The following is a 23,242-nucleotide window of genomic DNA, read 5'->3' on the forward strand; positions in this document are numbered from 1 at the left end:
GTTCACCACAGTGATATCTATCAAATAAAAGGAGAAAGTTACCGAAAAAAACAAGCTATGCAACTAAATTCAAATACCGGCCAAGTTAATTGACGCCAACCGGACAAGTTAGTTGACGTCTAATAATACACAATAATATCATAAACTTATAATAAATTAATATCTAACATTCCTAGATATACACTAACGGACTGTTCCAAGATATCTACCAACTCTTCATCCATATACTGATATTCATCAGGGATATCTAACACTTGAATATCTTTATATTTAACTAATTTGATGAACTCAGCTTTAAGTCTACTTTTATGCTTTTCTTCCATCACAAAGATAATGTCAGCCCATAGAATATCTTTTGCATTTACCGTTTTTCTTGCACTTGAACTAGTACCTGCTGATCTCACATTTAGTTCAGCGTGATTTTTAAATATTTGTTCTCCTGTGGGACTACGCCACTGATTTTTACTACAGATGAAGAGAATATTTTTCATTCGTTTAGTTCCTTACACGGAATATCAAAGTCCACATGGTAATGTTCATCATGTCTAACCCATGAACGTTTTTTGGAAAACTGGATATGCTTTTTAAGATAAGGGCCATAAGGTGTTTTGAAAAGCTCAGATTGTAATTTAGGATCAAATATTACTCGCCATAAATCTACACCTTGAGCTACAGCCTCTTTGTGCAAGGCAACAATATGAGCAGCCAAAGCAACATAGTCGATAGAATATTCTTCATATTGCCCTTTACTATCAAATTCAATGTCGTAGCCAAACTTGTTTAAAGGGTGAGTTGGCAGATGCACTGATTGACCCGATTCATCTAATACGGGTGTCATAAAGTCTACCGATAAACCATTACGATGAGTTTTATGGGGTTTGAACTGTCCACCTTCTTCGAATCCAGTTTCAGCATACTTAAAAACTTTGTCTGGTTGTTCTGTTTCTAAAGATTTATAGCCGTTTACTATGATGCTTTCTACTTGGGAATGGACGTAAGCTCTCCCTGCTAACCTTGCAACAATGCTGTAAGCGACAAAATTATTACCAGAGCTTGGTAGCTCTACCCCTTTTTCCAAACGTCCTTTTGAGGTTGTACCGTAGCATGTACTTTCTTCTGCTAAAACAGCGTTAGAATACAAACAAGTAATTAAGATACTAAACGTTAATATTTTCATTTTTCTTTATGACTTCCCTGCTTTTACTTTTAAGCTTTTATTTTTTAAATAAATTCCATAATAAACTACTGCGCCCAATAACCCACTATATAAAGATAACTTGTGCAACATCGGCACTGAAATCAGACCTAACAACGGATTATCTAATAAAAATGGAAAGAAGGGTTCAACATCTGAATGCATAATACTATCAAGTAATACATGACTAAAACTGCCAACAAATGCACTTAGAAATACTACCCACCAAGCAATTGATATGGGATTTTCCCTTTTAGAAATACTTATCAGCTTTAAACCAAGTTCGGATAAGTATTTACCTGTTAGAGCAGCAAAAATAGCAATTAGCACTGCACCAACATAGGTATGGGTAAAACCATGAAGATGCCCCTCTCCCGTTATCAACACAATTAGTGGTTGGATATCCATTACGATTTGAGTCCAGCCAAAAACCATCAAGCTAAAGCTACTTTGTAATATGGCTTTAATAAAAATCCCTGGCCCCATGTGCATTGGAGTAAATGGCATTATGAATACCTACAGTCTTTAAGGATCAAGGATATCGCCTCAGTAACCAACCGCGCAGACTCTTTTGGCTGTGCTTGAAGTATGAAATGAGGTCCTTCAATTTCTATATACTTAATATTGCTGAAGACTTTGGTGAACTCACGACCCTTCTGTGATGCTATAAGCCTGTCTGAAAGTGCTCGAATATAAATTGAAGGTATATCCGATGTTGTTATTGGTAGTCGTTGCTGGCTCATAACTTCTAATCTATTTTTTAATACGAGATCAGGTATAGATTTAGTAACCGTAATAAATTTTGATAAAAGCTCTTTTGATGCCCCTTGACCGAGGAGTAAAAACTTATGAAAAATCGTTGATAAAGGTGCTGAAGCTAAAGATTTAATAGGTAAAAGTTTAGCTATCGACAATAAGAATTGGTTAGGAGAACTAAGGAAACTGGCAATGAAAATCACGCCTTTCAAATGTGGATTATTTTGCCTAAGTAGCTCAGGAATAATACCGCCAGCAAACGATTCAGCTAACAAAATATAATCTTCAGTTGGTAATTGCTCTTTTATTATATTAGCTAAAAACACATGGTCTTGAGAACCCGATTGAGGTAATGGGATTACAATATAGTCTCCGTCAAAGTTAGACAAAAACTCTTCAAATAATTCTCCAGTACCATCCATACCGGGCAACAACACTAATTTAGAAATAACCACTATCCTTGTATGTTAATATTTATCATTTTACTTGGAATTAAATGGAATGAGCATATTATTGACTCTATTCTAGAAAAGGCAACTAACGACCTAAAACGGTCGTAAGAGCATTCGAACTGAGCGAAAAATAATCATACGATTAATTAAACTTGACTGACGGCAATGAGCTTGCAGGAGACATCAAGTCACCATACCTGCCGTTGAAATTCTAACCTAAAACTATTTACCAGCTACTAAACCAAAATCGTTATTTAAAATATTCTGAAACCATTGATTATAAATGGAAAAACCATAGGAAACCCTAAACGACGTTACACTCAAACAAAACACACGGTGTAAGATAATACATATAGAACACCCCAGAATTTTCCAATTTATGTGTTCGCTAGAGTACAGACTTCCAGATTAATTGTGCGTATTGTTTTACCATTCAAAACATTAGAAGACTAAAATCAACTGAGTCGAGTCGAATAAATTACACATAGTAAGACCCTTAAGACCCATTTTGGAGAACACTGATGAAAACGTTTCAGTTAATTCGAACTACCTCTTTTTATCTGACCTTTCTAATCCTAAATGGTTGCAGCGTAATCAGTTCTCAACCAATCAACAACAGTACTGGCACAAGTCCAGTTCTCCCAAAACCTCATCACAGTCTTATCTCGACTGTGGGTGTCACGGATGACTCAATCAACAATGCGCTGAAGTCGCCATCTCCAGATTCAAACCAATAGCATGGTCATTGTGGCCATAATGAAAGGAGATGATGAATAAAATCTAATATCTTTGCATTGTGCAATTAGATTATAGAAAAATTAAGTTAATAAGGAATCAGATCATGAACAAAATTTTTTTAATAGCTTTCATTGGATGGGTGACATTTTTAGCTGGTAGTGTCTTCGCAAAAGAGGTAATTCTCGATACAGGAGAAACATATCGCCAGGGAAACCTCACTGTCACCTGCGGCATAGCGTTAACAGAGCATGTCCCGCAGGCTCTCAAAGAATGCCAACACTGGGACGATTTTAATAAAAAGTGCCTGTTTGAAAAAAAGACTTATATATACAAAAATCTACAATGCGTTGAAGAATGTCAGTACTGGGAAAAGTTTGACAGCACCTGTCATTACCAAACAAAGTGTTCTTTCGACCCGCGGCAGAACTGGTTTGTTCGAACCACATGCGATAATTTTGACGACTTCAACAATACCTGTGTGAGAACAAATGATATAAAAATAGTGCAATGATACAAAAAAGGCCTTGTTATCGGTAACGACCTCAATATTTTCTATCAACCTAAAAAATTAATCCAAGGGGAATGTTATTGAGCCTGGGGCATGAACAGGCTGGGTAACTAATATTTAATGCTATGCTGGTTCACGTACCATGTAGTAATTGATGCTCCTAGGCCGCATTGTTGATTTTGAGGCAAAATGGATAATATTGGACTCAAACGGCAAAAATTGCTGAACAATTTAATAAACGCTGACCACGACCAATGAGAAAAATTGAAGTTCATTGGTTTTACCAAGGTTGCGGCAGTAATCAGCCTTATTGCTTGCAACCCGTCGCAGGTTATCAAGACGTTAGGCGTATAATCGCGGATCCTACCAAGCCAGAGAGAGCGGAGCTATGAGGGAACTAATGAGTGAATCAACTAATCGGAGGTCTACGTTGGCCAAGACTTTCAGGCATCCTGTGACGCGTTTATCTAAAAGAGGCCGGTGTTTAGCATGTTGGGCCGTGCTGGTGTTTGCGCATCTTCCCGCCATCGTTTTTGCCCAATCATCGTGCTCCGGAATTCAAGTAAAAATTCCGAACATTAAAAATAACACTGGAGTTGTAGCTTGTGCGCTTTTCGAATCTTCAGTAGGTTTCCCTACTGAATTTTTGCACTCTGCAACCAATATAATGATGATGAAAATTCGAGATACGCAGGCGCGTTGCAACTTTTTAGATATCCCTCCGGGAACGTATGCCTTGGTTGTCATTCATGATAAAAATATGGATGGTAAGCTTGGCACAAACTTGCTAGGGGTGCCGACAGAAGCCTACGGTTTTTCAAGTGGTGCAAAGGCCTCGATGAGCGCACCTTCGTTTGAAACCGCTAGATTTACGTACGATGGGGAAAACCTTGATCTAACAATTAAATTGACTTATTGAGCGACCTTTCCGTGAATACCTAGGCATTGTTTCAATCAGGCAGGACCATTGATAATTTACTGTGCTTAACAAATTGTTGCACCAGACATTTGACCTGCAATCCATGTTTTCTGTCGAAAAAACAGGTTTCCTCTCAAATGCCCTTGAACTCACGCGTTAGTAGCAATGCAAGTTTTGAGGCAGCTCGCAGTATGATAATAATGCTTGAAAATTCTAATCAAATTGTTGCTCATCAAATTCATATTATTTTTCAAAACTTTTATAAGGTTGAAACTCAGCTTATTTCTATTCTTGATTTTCCACAGGGATGTCTTCTAATATCTTCAAAATCGCGTGATTATTTCCTAATTTGGCTAGGTCAATGAGGTAGCTTTTTTCAAGTTCTTGCATTACTTGGCCTGCCAGTAATTCTTTGAGCCGTTGTTCTTCGTTATTGGCAATGGTAGTTTTTATGGCGGCAAAGTTAGTTATGCTTTGGTCGTTGTTGTTTTCCATTCGTCGCACTCCCTTTTTGTTGGTTAATTAAAACATTAGCTTACTTTTAATACCCACCATAGGGGGATGACTTTTGGAATGCAAGTTTCTACAGGGTTTATTCAGCACATTGCGCTAAAAGAGTTGAATCGCGTTGCAGGCAATTTTGACCGAACTCATGGATTAGGTCGGCATCAGGGATAGACAGTTGATACTCATCGTTTGCTTCACCTCAGAGTAAAAAACGATTTACTGAGAAATGAGAACATATACACTAAGGCAGCGGATCCTTCCGCTCTTCCATTACTTCCTTAGCATCCGTAAATCCGTTCGAGCCCACGCTAAAAAATCATTCTCCAGTGTTGGCTTCCAATATAAGTGTTTTAACAGCAGACCCTAAGACGCTGTAATTCAGAACTTTTACCATGCCACTCTATTGCTCCTGTCCAATAGAGTGGCTGCCTGGTTAGAGCGGCTGTCTGGTGGGACGGATGATAATCTCGTTGACATCAACATCTGCCGGCTGCTCGATTGCATAAGCAATTGCACGTGCAATCGCATCAGAGTCAATTGCCATCTCGTACATTTCATCAACACCCTTAGCAGTATCGGGGTCGCTGATTTTACTGGTCAGTTCGGTCGCCACAGCCCCAGGCGAAATATTGGTGGAGCGGATTTCCCCTTCGCCTTCCTGACGAATGCCTTCTGATAACGCCTTAACGGCAAACTTGGTTGCGGAATAAACGGCGGACGCGGGAAAGACCTTATGCCCAGCTACCGACGACAGATTGATGATGTGGCCGACATGCTGCTCGCGCATGGTCGGCAGCACAGCGGCAATGCCATAGAGCACGCCTTTGATATTGACATCAACCATCTTCTCCCACTCGTCGACCTTGAGCTCATCGAGGGGCGACAGCGGCATCAGGCCAGCGTTGTTGACCAGCACGTCGATGCGGCCATACGCTTCCTTCGCTGCCTTGGCCAGCGACTCAACCTGAGCGCGTTCAGTGACGTCGGTAACCTGATAAATAGCGTCACCACCCTGCTCCTTGATCGTATCACGCAACTCCACAAGGCGTTCCTCGCGACGGGCAGCAAGCACCAGCTTGGCGCCACCTTTTGCCAAGCGTTGCGCTGTGGCTTTACCGAGACCACTGCTGGCACCGGTAATGATGACGACTTTGCCATTGATTTCTGACATTGGTTTTCTCCTGTTGAAATGAATTATTAAATATTACAAGTTATAGGTTCCAAGCCTGTATTACGCCGTGACAGTCAGGCGGACCGCATATTCTGCGCCATACCGTCGTAACAGCCTGTAGTGGCGGCCTCCACCAGAACATGGGCTACATCCGATCGGGACGCCTTTGCTGATTTATCGACGTCCTCGCCCAGGATCACATCAGTGCCGCGACCCTTGTTGGTTAGTGCTACGGGGCGCAGGATCGAGTAGGTCACTCCGGAAGCCTTAAGGTATTCGTCCGCTTCGTGCTTGGCATTCAGGTAAGGGGCCAGGTCGCCGGTTGGGTTGGGCAGATCGGCGCCGATCGAACTGAGCATCACGAAACGTTTCACGCCTGATTCCAGCGCCAGATCAATCAGTCGTTTGGCGCCGTCCCGATCCACTTTTTTGGTCATTTCAGGACCGGTGGTTCCGCCGGAGCCTGCAGCAAAGATCACCGCGTCCATGCCGTCGCACAGGCCGGTTTTCAGTTCTGTAAGATCACTATGGCGAACATCTACCCCCAAGGGCAACGAACTGGTATCCGAACTTTCGCGAACCAGCGCTGTTGGTTTATGGCCCTGTTCTATCAGGTACTGGGCCAGAAGCTGGCCCGTTTTTCCGGTGGCACCGGCGACAAGAATGTTCATACTCATAGAAAAATCCTTAATGTTAAATTAAATGTTCGAAATTAGGCAGTTAAAGCCAGGTCATGGCAGGAAAATCGACTTTACGTTGACCAATTTTTTTTATTCCAAAGCCACCGTGTGGACGTTTCTCGTCCTTTGAAAAGATCCCACCGACCAGTCAATAGCTTTTTCATTAGCAAGCCGATCCGTCGCTTGTATTTCGGTAATTATGTCGTAGGTATGGGTTTCTTTTTCGGTCGCAAGATTAATGGTGGTGATTGTCGACATGGTTGCTCCTTCCGGGTCTGATAGGCAAACGCCGTTGGCGTTAGCTCAAGTGTATTATCAGTCCGTTGGAGTGAGTTGTCTGTTCGCTTACCAACACTACCGCGAGCAAACATCAACGAGCCCATGTTAGTGGCGAATAAATGACCCAAAGAAAAAAGTACAAAAGAATAAACCACATACCTGATCTATTTAACATGATCTGATTTTGTTGGGTTCAGGGTCATTGGATCAACTTTTGAAGCAGGTTAATGGATGAGAAGGTTAGGATTTGATAGTGTTAGGTATCAATTTTATCCAGTAAATCGAAAAAAAGCGCTAGACAGGCACGTTGACTTCACTCTTTGTGATAAGAATGCGGGATCAGTGAACAAAGAAAGACAACCAGTTTCTAATGAAAGCAGTCACCGCATATCACACGCTTAAAATCATACTCGAGACGACCACAGCACAAAAAATCATCAAAATCTCGCTCAACGTACTTTGGTATGCGCTTATATTTAAATCTCAGAGAAAAACCTGAACGTCGGCTATCTCAGTGTTACCTACCTACAAGCCTTCTGCAGCAAACGTGTACTACAAGCAGAAAGCCAATGGCCAACTGTTTTTACAAAGTTCAATGAGCGTTCAGCCAGCCTTATAAATGATTTGGGCAGTGTAAATAAATTAGTCAGATGCGACAAAGCGGACGTTTAGTTAATGAAAGTTTGCTCTGATCCCAGAGGTTACTTTTCATTTTCAGACGATGATGACTTTTTTGAGTCTGCTGATTTATCTTCTGAATTTTTTTTCGACAACATGGTATTGAGCTTTTCACCACCTTTGGCGCCAAAATCCAATGTTCTGATAGGAAATGGAATTAAGATATCAGCTTTTGCCAGCGCTTTATTGATTTCTACAACCGCCGTATGGCGAGCTTTCATAAAGCCAGTGTCGCCTGGATAGTCAATCCAGAACCAGACAACTAAATTTATACTGCTGTCTGCAAACTCCTTGGCAAACACGGCAGTTTCTTCTTTTTTTATAACAAAATCACAGACATTTATCGCTTCTTCAATAACTCCAGCTGCCTTTTCTGGGTCGTCTGCGTAAGAAATACCAACCGGTACTTCGATTCGCCTGCTGCCTGTGGTCGTATAATTTGTTAGTACGTTTCGAAACAAGATTTTATTTGGAATAACTTCTATCTGGCCAAAAAACGTTTCTACTAATGTGTTACGTAAATTAATTGTTTTTACTATGCCAAGCACATTTTCTGCTTCAACCACATCGCCAATTTGAAATGGCTTACGAATACCCATCGCAATACCGGCAATAAGATTCTCTGCCATATCTTGAAAAGCAAAACCAAGTGCTAAGCCAATGATACCAGCGCCAGCTAAGAGTGATGTTACTGTGCCGGTTAACCCCAAAAATTCTAGGGCGATAAATAGCCCTGTGAACAGCACAAGCATCTTCATAATAGACGTAAGTAGATCAGCAATTTGTTCAGATTCTAGGGTTTTATGAAGCACTTTTCGAACGGCTCTGCCAACATATTTAGCCAGTAAGCCAAAAAATATGACTAAGAGAATGGCGACTATAAAATTGGGTAAGTGTTTAATGCCAGCTTCCAGCCAGCCTTGTAATTTTTCGTCAATTAACTGCCAGAATTTATCTAATACAGAGAGATCCATTAATATTATTCCCGTTATTTTTTATCATTATCCTTTAATGTAGATTCAGCCAGTGTATTAGCTTATCTAGTGTCGAATATAGGTAAAATAAAACGTCATTTTTCATAAAATGAAAATACATGTTGCCTCATGTTTTCCATACTGACATCTCTTTTATATCCAAGTCGGCGAACTGTCGTCTATTACTCAAAACTTCTCAGAATATGCTAAGGCAACAGATTTTTCTTGCTCTCAGTGTTTGGGGGCTTATAACCCCTTATCAACTTTTAGATTATGAACAAAATTTTTGGATGGATTTATTGCTCGAAATAAGTACATATGTCTCAGTTATCCATTTTTGGCCTAAGAATATGATTTTTCAAATGCTAGAAAGTAAGAAAGCAGAAATCCATCATAGAGAGGTAATAATGTTATTTATCATTGCGACTATAATGAGTTTGCAAATTTTTCTCATCTTCAAAACTAAAAGGCACTGAGGGATCGAACGTTGGTGCATCTTTCACTTGCTGCTGCGTCATATCAACATAAATTTTAGAGGTAGGCCAACTCACCTCTTTAATCCATTTAGGCGCAATTAAAACCAGATGACCCAACCACCAATTACTGGTGTTAATAATCAAATAACGAATAGCCCAAGTGTCGATATCTATCAACATACCTTGCAAGTGACCCAATTCACCGTCTATTGCATCAAGGTGATAACCCACTACGGCATGACTGCTGCGTAGATGATGATCATTATCCCGTGATAGTGCAGCCTTGATGTCTGCGGATATCTCTGGGTTATCTAAGTTATCTGGCTTTGGCGCGACACTATAATAACCAAGTGCCATCATGTTAGGACTAGATTCACTTCCCCAAATACCTGTGTTACCCCAGTAATGTTCGTAACCATAATATTCCATATGATCGACCTCATGCTGCCTAGAGACCGGTTTTTCGCTTTCTATATCAGGGCTGTTTTTTACCTGTTCTCTTGAGATTGTGACAGTAAGCGTTTTATCTTTCTGATTAAACTCTTTGATTGATATGGGTGAAAGCAATATTTTTTTGCTTGATAACCAAGACCCCGTTTCCACCACCAAATATCGGATCACCCAATGCTTATCATCAAAATAAAGATCTTTGGTCAATCCAATATCGCCATCAGAGGCCTGAATGGCGATATTTTTTAAATCATTAATTGTATGTAACATGATGTATTTGCTCCAGATTAAAGGTTGAAAACAATAAATAATTGCTTTATTAATAGAGTCAACATTTCTCAGTTTGCATCAAATATCCTATTCAATCTGTTCGGTGTCGCACCGAACGAGGGTGAATATTAGCTTAATCTGGATCCATCTATAAATTTTATGATGAACGACCATTTTCACCTTCAAACAAAGCCTTTTATTTATTATTTTTAAGGAGTTAATGATGACCTCTTCAACTAAAAACACACACTCGATAATTAATCGACGTCAATTTGTCCGCGGTTTAGCATTAACTTCAGTAGCGGCTGCCGTTGCATCAAACATTCCATCAACCTTTGCCAGCAATGAGTTTATCTCGCAAGGCTCGACTAAGTTCAATCCAAAACAACCCATGTTAACGGGAACTGAGTTTGATTTAACTATTTCCGAAACGACCGTTAATATTACCGGCACTCCCGCTTTAGCAACATTGGTTAACGGCTCTTTACCTGCACCAACACTTGTTTGGCATGAAGGTGATGAAATCACACTCCGCGTGACTAACAAATTAATGGTAGATTCCTCTATTCATTGGCATGGGATTATTTTGCCAACGAATATGGATGGTGTACCTGGCTTAAGTTATGACGGCATTAAGCCCGGTGAAACTTATGTCTATCAATTCACCGTAAAACAAAATGGTACCTATTGGTATCACAGTCACTCCGCATATCAAGAGCAAACAGGTGTCATCGGTGCAATTGTTATTTTACCAAAAAAACAAGAACCTATTCACTCCGACCATGACTATGTGATTCAACTCTCTGACTGGTCAGATACCCCTCCTGAAACCATTTATGCAAACCTTAAAAAGATGGGTGATTACTATAATTTCCACCAAAGAACGGTCGGCGATTTTTGGAGTGAATTAAAACAAAAAGGATTTTCTCAAGCCTGGAAAGATCGTTCAATGTGGAACAACATGAAAATGTCCGATCGAGACTTGTCAGATGTAACTGGCGCAACCTACACCTATTTAATGAATGGGCTCTCCCCTAATGCACATTGGCGTACCGTGGTGGAATCTGGCAAGAAAGTAAGATTGCGTTTTATTAATAGCTCTTCTATGACGTTCTTTGATGTACAGATCCCTGGTTTAAAAATGACCGTTGTGGCTGCTGATGGAAACTTAATCCAACCGGTAGAGGTTGATGAATTCCGCATTGGTGTAGCAGAAACCTATGATGTCATTGTGGAACCTGATACAGATAAACAAGCTTATGCGATTTTTGCTCAAGCCATTGACCGTTCCGGTTATGCGATAGGCTCCATCACCTCTAATGCTTCAAAATTGGCGTCTGTCCCAGCAATGGATCCATTACCTATTTTAAGCATGACAGACATGGGTATGGAAATGGACGGCATGGATCAGAGTGGTCAGGATATGCTTACTGGCATGCAAATGAATGGTAAGAATCAGAACGATAATGACATGTCTGGTGGCATGCAAATGAATGGTAAGGATCAGAGCGATAATGACATGTCTGGTGGCATGCAAATGGGCCAGGATGTCAGCAATGCTTACTATTCAAAAAATGCACAGACTATGTCTAACATGAATGTTAATTTAGATGACGAGCAAATTCCAATGGATATGAATCCAAAACTACCTCTCATTGATGTGCCTGAAAAAGAAGGCCCACAAATCGCGATGCGTGCCACTGGCGCAAAATATCGGCTAGATGATCCAGGCGTTGGCTTACGAAATAATGGCCGCAAGGTCTTAACCTATGCCGATTTAAAAAACCTTTATCCGACACGCCATGAACCTAAACCCACTAAACAACTGCTGTTGCACTTAACGGGCAATATGGAGCGTTATATGTGGTCAATTAACGGCATCCCCTATGGTGAAGCACAACCATTAAAGTTTAACTTCGGTGAGCGCATTCGCGTTACGTTTATTAATGACACCATGATGAATCACCCTATGCACTTACACGGTGTATGGAGTGATTTAGAAACGGGAGATGAAAATCATATTCCTAGAAAACATACAATCGTTGTACAACCAGGTTCCAAAATCAGTTATCGAGTGACTATGAACGCTCGTGGTGATTGGGCATACCACTGCCACATGCTCTATCACATGATGGGTATGTTTAGACGTGTACAAATCCGATAGTCAAATTCAGTATTCTAGGAGAAATATAATGAAAAATTTATTCAAAGTAATATTACGCACCATATTTATCTCGTCCATACTAATGACATCACAAGTGCATGCAGGTGGAGAAAGAGACCCTTTATTAACGTACTTTCTAATGGATACGCTTGAAATTAGCGACCAAACTGGCAACCCTACTTCTTGGGGTGTCACGTCTTGGATAGGTAAGGATTGGCACAAACTCTACCTTAAATCCGAAGGGGAAACACTTCATGGACAAACCGAATCTGAGAACCAGCTACTCTACAGCCATCCCATTGAAAAATATTGGGATCTTCAAATGGGGGTTGGTTATGACACGACTCCTGAAAAAAACCAAAACTGGGCCGTAATCGGTTTACAAGGCCTTGCCCCTTATTTCTTTGAAACTAATGCAGCAGTGGTGTTCAACGACAAAAATATTGGTTTTAGATTCGAAACGGAATACGAGGCTTTATTTACTCAAAAACTGATATTAACGCCCAGCCTAAAACTCAGTGCCTATTCTTCCGATGATGCATCTATGGGAATTGGATCTGGATTATCATCTGCTGAACTAGGGTTGCGTTTACGCTATGAATTTTCTAGAAAATTTGCGCCCTACATCGGGCTTAAGTTTAATCAAGCCTTTGGTAAAACAGCCGACTACCTAATCGCCGAAGGCGGTAAGAAATCCGACACCAGCCTTATCGCAGGTTTAAGATTCTGGTTTTAATTCAAGGTATTATTTCAATAATACCGTCAGGCTTATTTACAAATAAGCCTGAGACTTTGCAAATAGGCAGAACACTATAAGAGTATTACTCGCGGCTCAATAACTGCGGCTCACGCTCATTTGACACACACGCAAACAGTAGGCCAAATGGTTTTTTCAAAACCGACTTTTCACCTTAATGACTTTAGAGTATAGGTAAAAGAAAAACGTCATTTTTTATAAAGTGACGATACATATTAAATCCGCCAGGATAAAAGTATCGAATTATCATCTCATCTTAAAAAATCAAACGAATAAGGATAAGAAATGAATAGTAATACAGATATTAACAACCGTCCCGATTACGATCATGTCATCCAAGATATCGCAGATTATGTCATGAATTTTGAAGTCACTAGCGAAGAAGCGCTCGATACCGCGCGCAACTGTTTAATGGACACCCTCGGTTGCGGATTGCTAGCGCTGCGCTTTCCTGAATGTACAAAACACCTTGGTCCTATCGTACAAGGCACCCTTGTGCCTAACGGCGCGCGAGTGCCAGGAACATCGTTGTCGCTCGACCCGATTAAAGCCGCTTGGGACATAGGTTGTATTATCCGCTGGCTCGATTATAACGACACTTGGCTGGCCGCTGAATGGGGACATCCATCGGATAATTTAGGCGGTATTTTGGCAGTGGCTGATCATTTATCTCAGGTCAGACTATCGAAGGGCGAACAGCCTTTTACCATGCGAGAAGTGCTTGAAGCCATGATCATGGCGCATGAAATTCAAGGTGTAATAGCGCTAGAAAATTCTTTTAATCGCGTTGGTTTGTGCCATGTATTGTTAGTTCGAGTCGCCTCAACGGCAGTTATCACAAAAATGATGGGCGGCAATAGAGAACAAATCATGGCGGCGGTCTCGCAAGCTTGGGTCGATGGCTCTGCGCTGCGCACCTATCGTCACGCACCCAATGCGGGTTCTCGTAAATCTTGGGCCGCGGGCGACGCGACCTCAAGAGCTGTGCATTTGGCCGACATGTCGATGCGCGGTGAAATGGGTATTCCAAGCGTATTAACCGCTCCGCAGTGGGGCTTTTACGACGTCTCTTTTTCGAAGACGAATAAAGACCAAGCACTTAAACCAGAGGCTGAACGTCAGTTTTCGTTTTCTCAAGAGTATGGTTCTTACGTGATGGAAAACATTTTGTTTAAGATTTCTTTCCCCGCAGAGTTCCATGCGCAAACTGCCGCGGAAGCTTCGGTTATCCTGCATCCTGAGGTGAGAAATCGCTTAGCGGATATTAAGAAAATCGTCATTCGAACCCACGAATCGGCCATTCGCATTATTTCTAAAACAGGTGCACTTGCTAATGCTGCAGATCGTGACCACTGTTTGCAGTATATGGTTGCGGTGCCGCTGGCGTTTGGAGGGCTAACCGCCGAACATTACGAAGACGACTTTCACAAGGCACATCCCATCATTGATGAACTGCGCGATAAAATGGAGGTTGTCGAAGATAAACGCTTTACCGCAGAGTATTTAGAAGCAGATAAACGCGCTATCGCTAACGCCATTCAAATTTTTTTCAACGATGGCAGCAGCACAGAAGAAGTGCTAGTGGAATACCCTGTGGGACATCGTCGCCGGCGCCAAGAAGGGATCCCGCTATTGGAGCAAAAGTTCAAAGCGAACTTAGCGACGCGGTTTCCGAACCATCAATGCAAAACTATTTTCACGCTGTGTAAAGATCAAGCCGCGCTTGAGTCCAAAGCAGTAAACCGCTTTATGGACTTGTTTGTTATTGCTTCAGTTTAAGCCCTAGCTGATCCAAACCGCAGCATTAAAGCAGATAAATTTATATTGCTAATCGTAAGCGATAACTTTAAAACGAAAAATTAACAAGGCGTAACTAACGGGTTCTAACATGACTGTTCAAAATGAACACAGTATAGCGAATTTTGTAATCTTGAAAACTGCCATAGTAAATGGTTAAGAGGAGTTGATAAAAGAATTATTATCAAAAATACCGGTGCAAGAACTTGAAAAAAGCTATTTGCTCGACTTAGCCAAACTTAATGATAATCGCGTTATCATTAAGTTAATCAAGAATATTCCCAAACAGAAATAGTTATGCAAAGTGACTACTAAACGGAATAGCTTTGTTAAATATTTGCAGTCATAGGAGTGCAACGTTATTGGTCTTGTAGTAATCAAGCGGGACCAGACGTAGCTGATGTGGTTTATAGGTAAAATAAAATGTCGTTTTATAAAGTAACGATACATATTTCCTCATATTTACATCTCTTTTATATCCTTGAGGGGGTGGAAATCGGCGATTTTTCATTTATTACTCAACTGTTTTCACATAATTTAGAATTTAAAACAAGCGCCTCAAAACCGCTCTTTAATATTACCCCATCGATCACTAAGTGCGCCGCTGATTCTGTTTTTTATTATTCATTTTTAACCTCGTATAAGTGCGTGTGTATAGGTAGAATAAAACGGTGTATAGTAGAAGTGCTAGGAGGAATCCGATTAAATATTATTGACTAGGATTGACAATAAAATGTGCTTTCTATCCGTTTTGTTCAATTTTCAGTATTCACGTTTTACCTGCCTATTCGTTAAGCTATTAAAGGAACATTCATATGAAACTGTTGACGCCACTCCTATCATTTCTTCTCATACTGGCTGGTTGCAGTTCACCAGCAAATCAGTCTCAGAACCGTTCCGTTGAAGAAATTGCGACTATTGAAAATATCTATCCCGAGGCAGATGCCGCTTTAGGGGAAAAACTATATCCACATGAGGCACTTTTAGCCGACGAAACAGCTGACCTCATTGAAGGTATTATCCGCCATCGATATACCAATGGAGAAGCCAGGCGTGATGTTCACCCCAAAGCTCATGGCTGTTTAAACGCAGAGTTTGACGTGCTAGACGATTTACCTAAATCATTAAGCCAAGGTGTATTCCAAGCAGGTAAATCCTATTCCGCGTGGGTGCGTTTTTCTAATGGAAATCCTGATCCTGATCGCCCGGACATTAAAGGGGACGCAAGGGGGATGGCAATAAAGCTGCTTTCTTCTCCAGCCGAGGCTGGCTGGCACATAGCAGATAAAAGCACAGTGCAGGATTTTATCTTAATTAATCACCCTGTCTTTCCGGTTAAAGAACCTGAAACCTATGTGGCCGTACATCGAAATTTATCGTCTGACGGATTTTGGGATAAATTGGCAATACCCTTTAATTTGGGACTTCAAGGTTCACTTATTGGCCTCGAGTTGACTAGCAAAAAAATTGCCAACCCTTTACATACACGGTATTGGTCTGAAGTTCCCTACCAGCTTGGGATGGGACAGCAGCGGAAAGCCGTGAAATACTCAGTTCGCCCATGTACAGCCACGACAAATGAAGCTCCCGAGGAAGCCGGTGCAGATTATCTTCGCGAGGCGATGAAGACGAGCCTTGACCAAAATGCAAGCTGCATGGAGTTTCTGGTTCAACTTCGAGAAAACGACGAAATGAGTGTCGAAAATTCCATGATCGAATGGCAAGAAGTGCAGGCACCTTTTACTGTTGTAGCGCGTATCCACTTTCCTAAACAGACCTTCGATACAGATGCACAAAATACATTTTGCGAGAACCTAGCTTTCAATCCTTGGAACAGTTTATCCGAGCATAAGCCTTTGGGCGCCATGAACAGAATGCGAAAAGTTATCTATGAGCGAACAAGAAAAGTTCGACGGGAAATGAATTCAGTGGTTACCGTTGAATAGATTTTGGGGGCGAAGATCAGGTCAAGCAATGGGAGAAGGTTCACAGTTGATCCCTGGTTTCATTCAATGATGCTGACATAACGTCGTATCACGGGATCTGGCGGTTCGGCTTTACCAATAACTGCCAGATATCCAAAAGATTAACTAGTTGCCTTGGAGAAATAAATTTAATCTAAGTCTTTTTAAACTCGACTGAATTTTTACGAAAAAAGTGAACTGAATACTCTTACTCATCGCATTAGCCAGCGTGCGACTGGTTTTATTGAACACGAGGGCTTATTCGTGAGTGATGATGACAATGGTTACCTGGCTTTGGATCGTCTTCCAGCCGATCAATAGCCAATCCCATACCCATATCGTTCATCATATTTCTGTTCTCTCCAGTTGACATTTCGTGAGACCACGCAAGCGGGACCCGTCTGCGTGCTCCGAGTTGCTATCGCACAGGCACATGCCTATGTTTGTGTGGAAATTTAGTCCGGCTTATTACAAGGTAGTCCGGTAGCCTGCAAATCGTCAAAGCCTGCTTCCGATGCAAGAGCTGCAATGTAGCCCATTTGTCGTAACGTTGCTGCGGCTAGCGCGGCACGTCCACCGCTGGCACAATAGGTGACTATAGGCCGTTGGTGATCGCTTTCTTCGTCGGAAATTTTCATTTCCAATACACCACGAGGTATAGCGACGGCACCTTCCAGATGGCCTTCCTGCCACTCATTGGGTTCACGAACATCGAGCACTAGCGCACCGCTGCCACGCAGAGCCCTCACCTTTTCAAGGTCGACGGTGTCAACCACTTTTTTGGCTTCATCGATCATTTGTTGTGCAGTTAAAAACGTAAGCATAAAAATTTCTCCTGATTGTAGTGTGAATGAATGTTCAAACTGTTAGTTCGCTATGCATCTGCAGCTAAACCGCAGCCAAGGTTCGCCGGAACGGCCACATCCATCATCTTAGGATCAGGCAGATCCAGGTTGTTCATAATGTCGATATATTCCGCACGGCTCTTGCCGGCTAATCGCGGGTTATGAGCCTTTTCCTCAGCAACGCTGCTGCGGGTCCAGCCCTTATAATCGTGCGCCGGGTATACCAGCGTTGAATCCGGTAACGTAAATATTTTTTTAGTAATAGAATCATAGCTTTGACCAGCGTCACCACCTTGAAAGTCGGTTCGGCCACTGCTACGAATCAGCAGCACGTCGCCGGTGAATATTGCTGGACGCTCGCTGTGAAGCAAAAAGCTATAAGACTCATCGGTATGGCCAGGTGTGTACAACGCTTCTAGATCAATACCATCCAACCGGATGTGCTCGCCCTCCCGAATGGTTTCAGACATACAGTCGGCTTCTGTCTGTTCGCCCATTACCGTGATGCAACCGGTCTTTTCTCGCAACTTTCCAAGACCGGTGATGTGATCCGCATGGGTATGAGTATCGATGGCTCGCACTAATCGAACATCGAGTTGTTCGACTAGTTTCAGGTACATATCCACCTTATCTATTACCGGGTCGATTAGTAACGCTTCGTGGCCACTATCGCTAGCCAACAGATAGCTATAAGTGCTGGATTCAGAATCAAAAAATTGGCGAAATAACATGTTTATCTCCCATTCATATTTAGTGTGTAAATAACAGTACTAAACGCGATATCGAAAGGTATTTGTAATTGCACACTGAATCCATACATGGGTAACTCCTATATATTGGCTGAACCAATATCAATAATAAAAAGCAGCCTTATTGGTAAAGGCAAAGTAAAGGTTACCTTATCGTTGTATTTATAATTACTCTGTACGTTAACGTACTTAATAAAAGATTTTTGGCGCCTATGTAGTCGTTACAATAAAGTAGTAGTAAGACAAAAGAAGCGTTTCTATACCCAATATCACTATAAAGCATTTAAATAAAACCCAAAAAGACGACTTAATCGTTTATGACAGAGGTTATCCTGCCGTTTGGTTTTATAAATATCATAGGTTAAAAAGTGTTAATTTTTGCATGCGCATTGTTAAAAGCTCTAATGTTGTTAAAGCGTTTTTAGAAAGTGGGAAATATAGTAATATCGTTGATTTTCCTTGTGCTGAAAAGTCTCTTCGTCGATGTAGGAAAGATAAAATATCGACCGGTTCACTACATTTAAGATTAGTACGAGTTGATCTACCATCTTGTGAACCAGAAGTTTTAGTTTCATCATTAACAGATTTACAAGCTTATCCTACTGCTCTTTTTGCTGATTTGTATTTCTAACGCTAGGGTGTTGAAGAAGATTACAAGATATTGAAAAAAAAGCAAAAAGCCCGTTACTTTCGTAATGGGTTTTTCTTTATTTGGCGGTGAGAGTGGATTTTAACTCTACTCGAAGGTTTAGTGCTATAAACCCTTATTTAAAATTTCTAACTATCAAAAAGCAAAAAACCGCTAATCTTTCGATTAGCGGTTTTTCTTTGTTTGGCGGTGAGAAAGAGATTTGAACTCTACTCGAAGGTTTAGTGCTATAAACCTTATTTATAATTTCTAACTATCAAAAAGCAAAAAACCGCTAATCTTTCGATTAGCGGTTTTTCTTTGTTTGGCGGTGAAATAGAGATTTGAACTCTACTAAAGGTTTAGTGCTATAAACCCTTATTTAAAATTTCTAACTATCAAAAAGCAAAAAACCGCTAATCTTTCGATTAGCGGTTTTTCTTTGTTTGGCGGGCTGAATGGGACGAATCTGGGCACTGGAATGAGATAATTAAACTTCCTTTAAAATAAAAGACTTAGCTCGATAAAAGAGTTTCCATTGTACAACGGAAACTCTTGTACAACCGATATCAGAAGCTCATATCTAAGATATTAATTGTAAAATTGACGCTTTCAAAAACTACTACTGGATAGCATGATGTATAAGATAGCCCCCTCTAAATACTGGAAAATATCTACCATCAGTGCCACTAGATAGCATTTACCTTGGACACTCTATTGCATTTTGCGCTGCCACATCTAGTTTATATTAAATTTAAAGCTTATTAGAGCGGTCAGGTTTGGGTATATTACACACTTTTTCCACAAGGGAACTTTAGCACCAATAGTTATTCGGATTAGGTTTTGTATCGATAACACATCGGTTGAACCGTTTGTTAGAGCATAGAAACTCTGTAAAGAGTATTTCCTTTATTACTTATACGAGTCTCAAGTAAATTTTCGGCAACCATACTTTGTAATGTACTACGTATAAGGCGATGCTCAAATGATGATAATTTAGAGAAACCTTGCTGCCTTGTTCCCCAAGATTTTATACGTGACGGAGAAAATGACCACTTATTATATTTAGTAAGAAATTCTAACAGTAAATCACGTAGCTCAGGTCTTTCAAATGACTCATGAAACTGAGCTAAATCGTCCATACTATGAAGTTTAGTTTCCAAATATTCAATTCTTTCTTCAAGGTAGCTGAATTCCTCTGCATTTTCAGAAGCTTGTTCAGCTACAATTTCCTTAAACTCAATACCTCCAATTTTCGTAATTCTTAGACCAAGTTTATCCCAAGGTATCCAAATTAGAATTAATGATGTTACAAAAAATAGAAAGACACCGCTCAGCCCTAGTTCTTTAGGCGAAGGATAGCTTTTAGGATCACTTATATAAAAGAGAACAAACGATATGCAGCCAATGATCACCGACAATGAAATAAAACTAAGGAATAGTTTCATAGGAGTAGATATGGAAAATATACTGGTCGATGAACCCAGTTCTTCATCCTGTGGTTCTACAAAATTAGATTCTTGATGTGACATGTGCCTCCCTGATATCAACGCCCGTTAACAGGCAAAAAACTATTTGCTAAAATGTTAAGGAATGAAAACAGAAAACTGTTTTTTGTCCCTTATTGGCATGTTAGGTTTTTACAGCTCAGAATGTAAAGCAAGACTAGAAACTAATGACACTATATATTTTTTAACTTCGGGATAAAGGCGATCATAAGCAAGATTTAACTCTTTGAACTCTTCACCTTCAGTCCAATTTGGAAAAGCATTAGAAAGAGTCTTTTGAACACAACCTTGGTGCTTAATTGAGTTATTAATTAATCGAAGTTCATTAAAAGCATCGTATTGTTCAACAGAAGATAAATCAAATGGAAGCGCTTTATCTAATGAGTCAACACTAGAGAATTTTTTATTGGATATAGATGGAAAATGACGCCTAGCAACACGCTTTGTGTGAAGTTCAATTTGTTTATATAGTGCCGATATACTTAATTCGTTGGCTAATTTTCGGACTTCTTCCTGCATATAAAATTGATCTTCGAGCATTCCTTTATAGCTTTCCATATCATTAGGATTTTCAAATTGATCTTCTGATACAGACTCGTATTCTTCGGTAAGCTTCTTTTCACTTTTACTCAAAGAAGATTCAAGATGATATTTAAATTCATCTATAGCTTCAGTTTCAAGCCTCTTTAGCAAATTATCTATCATTTCATTAAAACTAATAGCCATTAAAATACTCCTTTTTAAAAATTTGACGCCTCACTTAGAGGTAAATGATAGTTGGTTAAAATTAGTGACGAAGGTGCAAAAACCAACTGTTCATTGTCCTGCTTTATTGCCTTATAAGTTTACTTACCCAATTCAGATTTATCTTTTAAAACAAATCCATCTAGTCGCCCTTTATGGAATACACGTTGAACGGACATTACTGCTTTTGCTTGATAATAATCTATTCCTGCTGCAACCATTTCCTCTCTTATTTTTAGCATTTTCACAAAGCTGTCAACCATAAGCTGCTGTGCTTTTTTATCTAATGACTCCCACAACGGCATATAAAGGTGCTGGTGCACGTTAATGAAAAATAGCCCTTCTTTAAGCACGAAATCTGAAGGAGAAAATTCGACTTTAACAATTACTTTCTCATTTTCAGTATCGTCATAGTCAAACCAGTTGCAGCAAATAGATTGCACTTGGTTATCATCAATCATAATACCGTTAGGTCCGCATAAGGCATCCAATAACGGTTTTATGATATTGTCTATATCAGCAGAAGCACTTGTTTCATATCTTTTTTGCTCATGGGTATACCATTCAATTGAAACTTTTACGTCACCAGAAAGCAAAAAAGAAACTGATTTTAGCTGTTCAACTACAAACTCTTTGAATTCAGACTTCCTGTCAGGTTTCGCTTGAAGTGAAACAGGGGACCTTTTAATTTCAAATGAAAACCTGCCATCTTCTGATGGATTCTCTCCGTTTAGCACATACCTTCCTTAAACTTAATACTTACAATTGGCTTTATCTAATTCTTAACCCAGCATCCAATTTTTTAGGTACGCCTCACTAAGAGGCAAATAATATGTTGGCTAAAATAAGCGACAAAGGAGCAAATAGCCAACTGTTTTTGTTCCGTTTAAAAGTGCTTGTTGATTAAGTTTTCATTTCTACAAAGTCGGCATTTGAAAACCTCCAGCCAGACTTACTATAAAGCCACCTAAGATAATCGACTCATCCATTAAACTAAACCCAGCAATCTGAACTTGATGAGGTTCGTTTGATAGAAAGTAAATTCTTGTATCAAGTTGATTTGAAATACACAGCTGTACATAGCCACCAATAGTTTCAAAGTCACCATCAATAATATTAGATATAGCTATTAATGGTGCGTGATTAGCTTTCTTACCTTGACGATCTAAACTTGCTCTTACCTCATTGATTTCATCTAAAACTTGGTTTTTTTTATCGCCTAAAACTAGGTAACCTTGGTCTTCAATATTTACCTCTTTAACCTCAATCACTGAAGGTGCATCAGGTGTGTTACGAAGAATAATCGTTCTATATGTCTTCATTTTAGGGCATAATCCAAACACTAAAAATTCACATCTAGCACTCGTTGGAAAGCAAACTCCCATACTGTTTATGTATTTTTCACCTAATTTTTTACATAGGTTAGCTACATCCATAAGAGATGGTAATTTGTCATCATATGGGTAATCAGGTGTATCGTAATATTGTACCTCAGAAAGGTTACCCACATAAAAATTAAGCATCTCTTTTACGTTAGAACCTATCAGCGTACTACCCGAGAATCCAAACCCAAATCTGAAAATGCACTTTGGGTTTGATCTATGAAGATCACTATTATCAAACGATTGTGCTGATATAGAAAATACTTTAGGGCAATTATCTGTCATCACGTTACCGCCACTTGATACCCTTGTATCGCTTACAACCCATAACCCATCACCTAAAAGCCAACTAATATCTTTTTCCTCTTCCTTATTTCTCCAGCATATAATTGAAGTCACATTACCTCTTGAAAACTTAACAGCTTATTAGACGAGAAAAAACCTTCTTTTAAGCAGGTCTATTTTCAACTAAATGATTATTTAATATTTAAATTTTACCTTTTTACTAACGCATCATCAATAAGTTATAAATTTTTGGTTTTATAACTACTGTAGAAAAGGAGGATTTTAAATTCAAGTCTGATTTTTAAGGGTTAAACATTAGAAAAAGTATTGCGTTTTTGTTGGTGGTTTTCTTCCGCTTTGCGGCAG

Annotated in this window: 23 protein-coding genes; 7 read left to right on the forward strand and 16 right to left on the reverse strand. The window is 40.1% G+C overall.

Annotation, left to right across the window (positions count from 1 at the left end; genetic code table 11):
* Positions 1 to 146: 146 nt before the first annotated feature.
* Genes H4J62_RS17895 through H4J62_RS17910 form a run of 4 tightly spaced genes read right to left on the reverse strand, consistent with a single transcriptional unit; the run spans position 147 to position 2,406 of the window.
* Positions 147 to 491: a low molecular weight protein tyrosine phosphatase family protein gene (locus H4J62_RS17895; protein ID WP_182217774.1), complete on the reverse strand. Its 345-nt coding sequence runs from the start codon at positions 489 to 491 to the stop codon at positions 147 to 149.
* Positions 488 to 1,177 carry a penicillin-insensitive murein endopeptidase gene (locus H4J62_RS17900; protein WP_182217772.1) on the reverse strand — a complete coding sequence of 230 codons (690 nt, stop codon included), beginning with the start codon at positions 1,175 to 1,177 and terminating at the stop codon, positions 488 to 490. The genes H4J62_RS17895 and H4J62_RS17900 overlap by 4 nt, the downstream gene beginning before the upstream one ends.
* A 6-nt stretch (positions 1,178 to 1,183) precedes the next feature.
* On the reverse strand, positions 1,184 to 1,702 hold the full coding sequence (locus H4J62_RS17905) for a metal-dependent hydrolase (RefSeq protein WP_182217770.1): 519 nt from the start codon (positions 1,700 to 1,702) through the stop codon (positions 1,184 to 1,186).
* Entirely contained in the window at positions 1,702 to 2,406 is a 705-nt protein-coding gene (locus H4J62_RS17910; RefSeq protein ID WP_182217768.1) for a hypothetical protein, read from the reverse strand. Before H4J62_RS17910 ends, H4J62_RS17905 begins: the two co-directional genes overlap by 1 nt.
* Positions 2,407 to 3,244: 838 nt before the next feature.
* Between H4J62_RS17910 and H4J62_RS17915 the strand changes: the two genes are divergently transcribed.
* Positions 3,245 to 3,652: a hypothetical protein gene (locus H4J62_RS17915; RefSeq protein ID WP_182217767.1), complete on the forward strand. Its 408-nt coding sequence runs from the start codon at positions 3,245 to 3,247 to the stop codon at positions 3,650 to 3,652.
* Between the two features lie 397 nt (positions 3,653 to 4,049).
* The gene (locus H4J62_RS17920; RefSeq protein WP_259364975.1) at positions 4,050 to 4,568 is read left to right on the forward strand and encodes a DUF2141 domain-containing protein; all 519 of its coding nucleotides are present in this window, start codon (positions 4,050 to 4,052) and stop codon (positions 4,566 to 4,568) included.
* Between the two features lie 285 nt (positions 4,569 to 4,853).
* On the opposite strand, the gene H4J62_RS17925 is transcribed toward H4J62_RS17920, so the two are convergent.
* The 6 genes from H4J62_RS17925 to H4J62_RS17950 form a co-directional block, all read right to left on the reverse strand.
* Complete coding sequence (locus H4J62_RS17925; protein WP_182217763.1) at positions 4,854 to 5,063, reverse strand: hypothetical protein; 210 nt, start codon at positions 5,061 to 5,063, stop codon at positions 4,854 to 4,856.
* Between the two features lie 445 nt (positions 5,064 to 5,508).
* On the reverse strand, positions 5,509 to 6,246 hold the full coding sequence (locus H4J62_RS17930) for an SDR family oxidoreductase (protein ID WP_182217761.1): 738 nt from the start codon (positions 6,244 to 6,246) through the stop codon (positions 5,509 to 5,511).
* Positions 6,247 to 6,320: 74 nt separating this feature from the next.
* Positions 6,321 to 6,923 carry an SDR family oxidoreductase gene (locus H4J62_RS17935; protein ID WP_220465958.1) on the reverse strand — a complete coding sequence of 201 codons (603 nt, stop codon included), beginning with the start codon at positions 6,921 to 6,923 and terminating at the stop codon, positions 6,321 to 6,323.
* A 93-nt stretch (positions 6,924 to 7,016) separates the two neighbouring features.
* Complete coding sequence (locus H4J62_RS17940) at positions 7,017 to 7,184, reverse strand: hypothetical protein (protein ID WP_182217760.1); 168 nt, start codon at positions 7,182 to 7,184, stop codon at positions 7,017 to 7,019.
* Between the two features lie 722 nt (positions 7,185 to 7,906).
* Entirely contained in the window at positions 7,907 to 8,857 is a 951-nt protein-coding gene (locus tag H4J62_RS17945; RefSeq protein WP_182217758.1) for a mechanosensitive ion channel family protein, read from the reverse strand.
* Between the two features lie 410 nt (positions 8,858 to 9,267).
* The gene (locus H4J62_RS17950) at positions 9,268 to 10,053 is read right to left on the reverse strand and encodes a PRC-barrel domain-containing protein (protein WP_182217757.1); all 786 of its coding nucleotides are present in this window, start codon (positions 10,051 to 10,053) and stop codon (positions 9,268 to 9,270) included.
* 223 nt (positions 10,054 to 10,276) lie between these two features.
* Between H4J62_RS17950 and H4J62_RS17955 the strand changes: the two genes are divergently transcribed.
* From H4J62_RS17955 to H4J62_RS17970, 4 genes are all read left to right on the forward strand, one after another.
* The gene (locus H4J62_RS17955; protein WP_182217755.1) at positions 10,277 to 12,217 is read left to right on the forward strand and encodes a copper resistance system multicopper oxidase; all 1,941 of its coding nucleotides are present in this window, start codon (positions 10,277 to 10,279) and stop codon (positions 12,215 to 12,217) included.
* Between the two features lie 28 nt (positions 12,218 to 12,245).
* Positions 12,246 to 12,953 carry a copper resistance protein B gene (locus H4J62_RS17960; RefSeq protein WP_182217754.1) on the forward strand — a complete coding sequence of 236 codons (708 nt, stop codon included), beginning with the start codon at positions 12,246 to 12,248 and terminating at the stop codon, positions 12,951 to 12,953.
* Positions 12,954 to 13,259: 306 nt separating this feature from the next.
* Complete coding sequence (gene prpD, locus H4J62_RS17965) at positions 13,260 to 14,753, forward strand: 2-methylcitrate dehydratase (RefSeq protein ID WP_182217752.1); 1,494 nt, start codon at positions 13,260 to 13,262, stop codon at positions 14,751 to 14,753.
* A gap of 833 nt (positions 14,754 to 15,586) precedes the next feature.
* A complete protein-coding gene (locus H4J62_RS17970; protein ID WP_182217750.1) occupies positions 15,587 to 16,717 on the forward strand; it encodes a catalase family protein in 1,131 nt (376 codons plus the stop codon).
* Between the two features lie 473 nt (positions 16,718 to 17,190).
* Here the strand turns inward: H4J62_RS17970 and H4J62_RS17975 are convergent, their stop codons facing one another.
* Together H4J62_RS17975 and H4J62_RS17980 are read right to left on the reverse strand one after the other, a co-directional pair.
* Positions 17,191 to 17,559, reverse strand: coding sequence for a rhodanese-like domain-containing protein (locus H4J62_RS17975; RefSeq protein ID WP_259364988.1), 369 nt, complete (start codon positions 17,557 to 17,559; stop codon positions 17,191 to 17,193).
* Positions 17,560 to 17,609: 50 nt separating this feature from the next.
* A complete protein-coding gene (locus H4J62_RS17980; protein ID WP_182217748.1) occupies positions 17,610 to 18,311 on the reverse strand; it encodes an MBL fold metallo-hydrolase in 702 nt (233 codons plus the stop codon).
* A gap of 400 nt (positions 18,312 to 18,711) precedes the next feature.
* On the opposite strand from H4J62_RS17980, the gene H4J62_RS17985 reads away from it, so the two are divergent.
* Positions 18,712 to 18,960, forward strand: coding sequence for a hypothetical protein (locus tag H4J62_RS17985; RefSeq protein ID WP_259364987.1), 249 nt, complete (start codon positions 18,712 to 18,714; stop codon positions 18,958 to 18,960).
* Between the two features lie 872 nt (positions 18,961 to 19,832).
* Here the strand turns inward: H4J62_RS17985 and H4J62_RS17990 are convergent.
* The 4 genes from H4J62_RS17990 to H4J62_RS18005 all read right to left on the reverse strand — a co-directional run bounded on the left by H4J62_RS17990 (position 19,833) and on the right by H4J62_RS18005 (position 22,990).
* On the reverse strand, positions 19,833 to 20,489 hold the full coding sequence (locus H4J62_RS17990; protein WP_182217746.1) for a hypothetical protein: 657 nt from the start codon (positions 20,487 to 20,489) through the stop codon (positions 19,833 to 19,835).
* A gap of 108 nt (positions 20,490 to 20,597) precedes the next feature.
* Positions 20,598 to 21,191, reverse strand: coding sequence for a hypothetical protein (locus H4J62_RS17995; protein WP_182217744.1), 594 nt, complete (start codon positions 21,189 to 21,191; stop codon positions 20,598 to 20,600).
* Between the two features lie 119 nt (positions 21,192 to 21,310).
* The gene (locus H4J62_RS18000; RefSeq protein WP_182217743.1) at positions 21,311 to 21,946 is read right to left on the reverse strand and encodes a RusA family crossover junction endodeoxyribonuclease; all 636 of its coding nucleotides are present in this window, start codon (positions 21,944 to 21,946) and stop codon (positions 21,311 to 21,313) included.
* A gap of 180 nt (positions 21,947 to 22,126) precedes the next feature.
* Complete coding sequence (locus H4J62_RS18005) at positions 22,127 to 22,990, reverse strand: hypothetical protein (protein ID WP_182217741.1); 864 nt, start codon at positions 22,988 to 22,990, stop codon at positions 22,127 to 22,129.
* Positions 22,991 to 23,242: the final 252 nt, after the last annotated feature.

The organism is Colwellia sp. BRX8-5 (genome assembly GCF_014077325.1).
Lineage (GTDB): Bacteria > Pseudomonadota > Gammaproteobacteria > Enterobacterales > Alteromonadaceae > Colwellia_A.

Coding starts and splice junctions, on each gene's coding strand:
- H4J62_RS17895 (WP_182217774.1), bottom strand. CDS start 491: ATGAAAAATATTCTCTTCATCTGTAGTAAAAATCAGTGGCGTAGTCCC.
- H4J62_RS17900 (WP_182217772.1), bottom strand. CDS start 1,177: ATGAAAATATTAACGTTTAGTATCTTAATTACTTGTTTGTATTCTAAC.
- H4J62_RS17905 (WP_182217770.1), bottom strand. CDS start 1,702: ATGCCATTTACTCCAATGCACATGGGGCCAGGGATTTTTATTAAAGCC.
- H4J62_RS17915 (WP_182217767.1), top strand. CDS start 3,245: ATGAACAAAATTTTTTTAATAGCTTTCATTGGATGGGTGACATTTTTA.
- H4J62_RS17920 (WP_259364975.1), top strand. CDS start 4,050: ATGAGTGAATCAACTAATCGGAGGTCTACGTTGGCCAAGACTTTCAGG.
- H4J62_RS17925 (WP_182217763.1), bottom strand. CDS start 5,063: ATGGAAAACAACAACGACCAAAGCATAACTAACTTTGCCGCCATAAAA.
- H4J62_RS17930 (WP_182217761.1), bottom strand. CDS start 6,246: ATGTCAGAAATCAATGGCAAAGTCGTCATCATTACCGGTGCCAGCAGT.
- H4J62_RS17935 (WP_220465958.1), bottom strand. CDS start 6,923: ATGAGTATGAACATTCTTGTCGCCGGTGCCACCGGAAAAACGGGCCAG.
- H4J62_RS17940 (WP_182217760.1), bottom strand. CDS start 7,184: ATGTCGACAATCACCACCATTAATCTTGCGACCGAAAAAGAAACCCAT.
- H4J62_RS17945 (WP_182217758.1), bottom strand. CDS start 8,857: ATGGATCTCTCTGTATTAGATAAATTCTGGCAGTTAATTGACGAAAAA.
- H4J62_RS17950 (WP_182217757.1), bottom strand. CDS start 10,053: ATGTTACATACAATTAATGATTTAAAAAATATCGCCATTCAGGCCTCT.
- H4J62_RS17955 (WP_182217755.1), top strand. CDS start 10,277: ATGACCTCTTCAACTAAAAACACACACTCGATAATTAATCGACGTCAA.
- H4J62_RS17960 (WP_182217754.1), top strand. CDS start 12,246: ATGAAAAATTTATTCAAAGTAATATTACGCACCATATTTATCTCGTCC.
- prpD (WP_182217752.1), top strand. CDS start 13,260: ATGAATAGTAATACAGATATTAACAACCGTCCCGATTACGATCATGTC.
- H4J62_RS17970 (WP_182217750.1), top strand. CDS start 15,587: ATGAAACTGTTGACGCCACTCCTATCATTTCTTCTCATACTGGCTGGT.
- H4J62_RS17975 (WP_259364988.1), bottom strand. CDS start 17,559: ATGCTTACGTTTTTAACTGCACAACAAATGATCGATGAAGCCAAAAAA.
- H4J62_RS17980 (WP_182217748.1), bottom strand. CDS start 18,311: ATGTTATTTCGCCAATTTTTTGATTCTGAATCCAGCACTTATAGCTAT.
- H4J62_RS17985 (WP_259364987.1), top strand. CDS start 18,712: ATGCGCATTGTTAAAAGCTCTAATGTTGTTAAAGCGTTTTTAGAAAGT.
- H4J62_RS17990 (WP_182217746.1), bottom strand. CDS start 20,489: ATGTCACATCAAGAATCTAATTTTGTAGAACCACAGGATGAAGAACTG.
- H4J62_RS17995 (WP_182217744.1), bottom strand. CDS start 21,191: ATGGCTATTAGTTTTAATGAAATGATAGATAATTTGCTAAAGAGGCTT.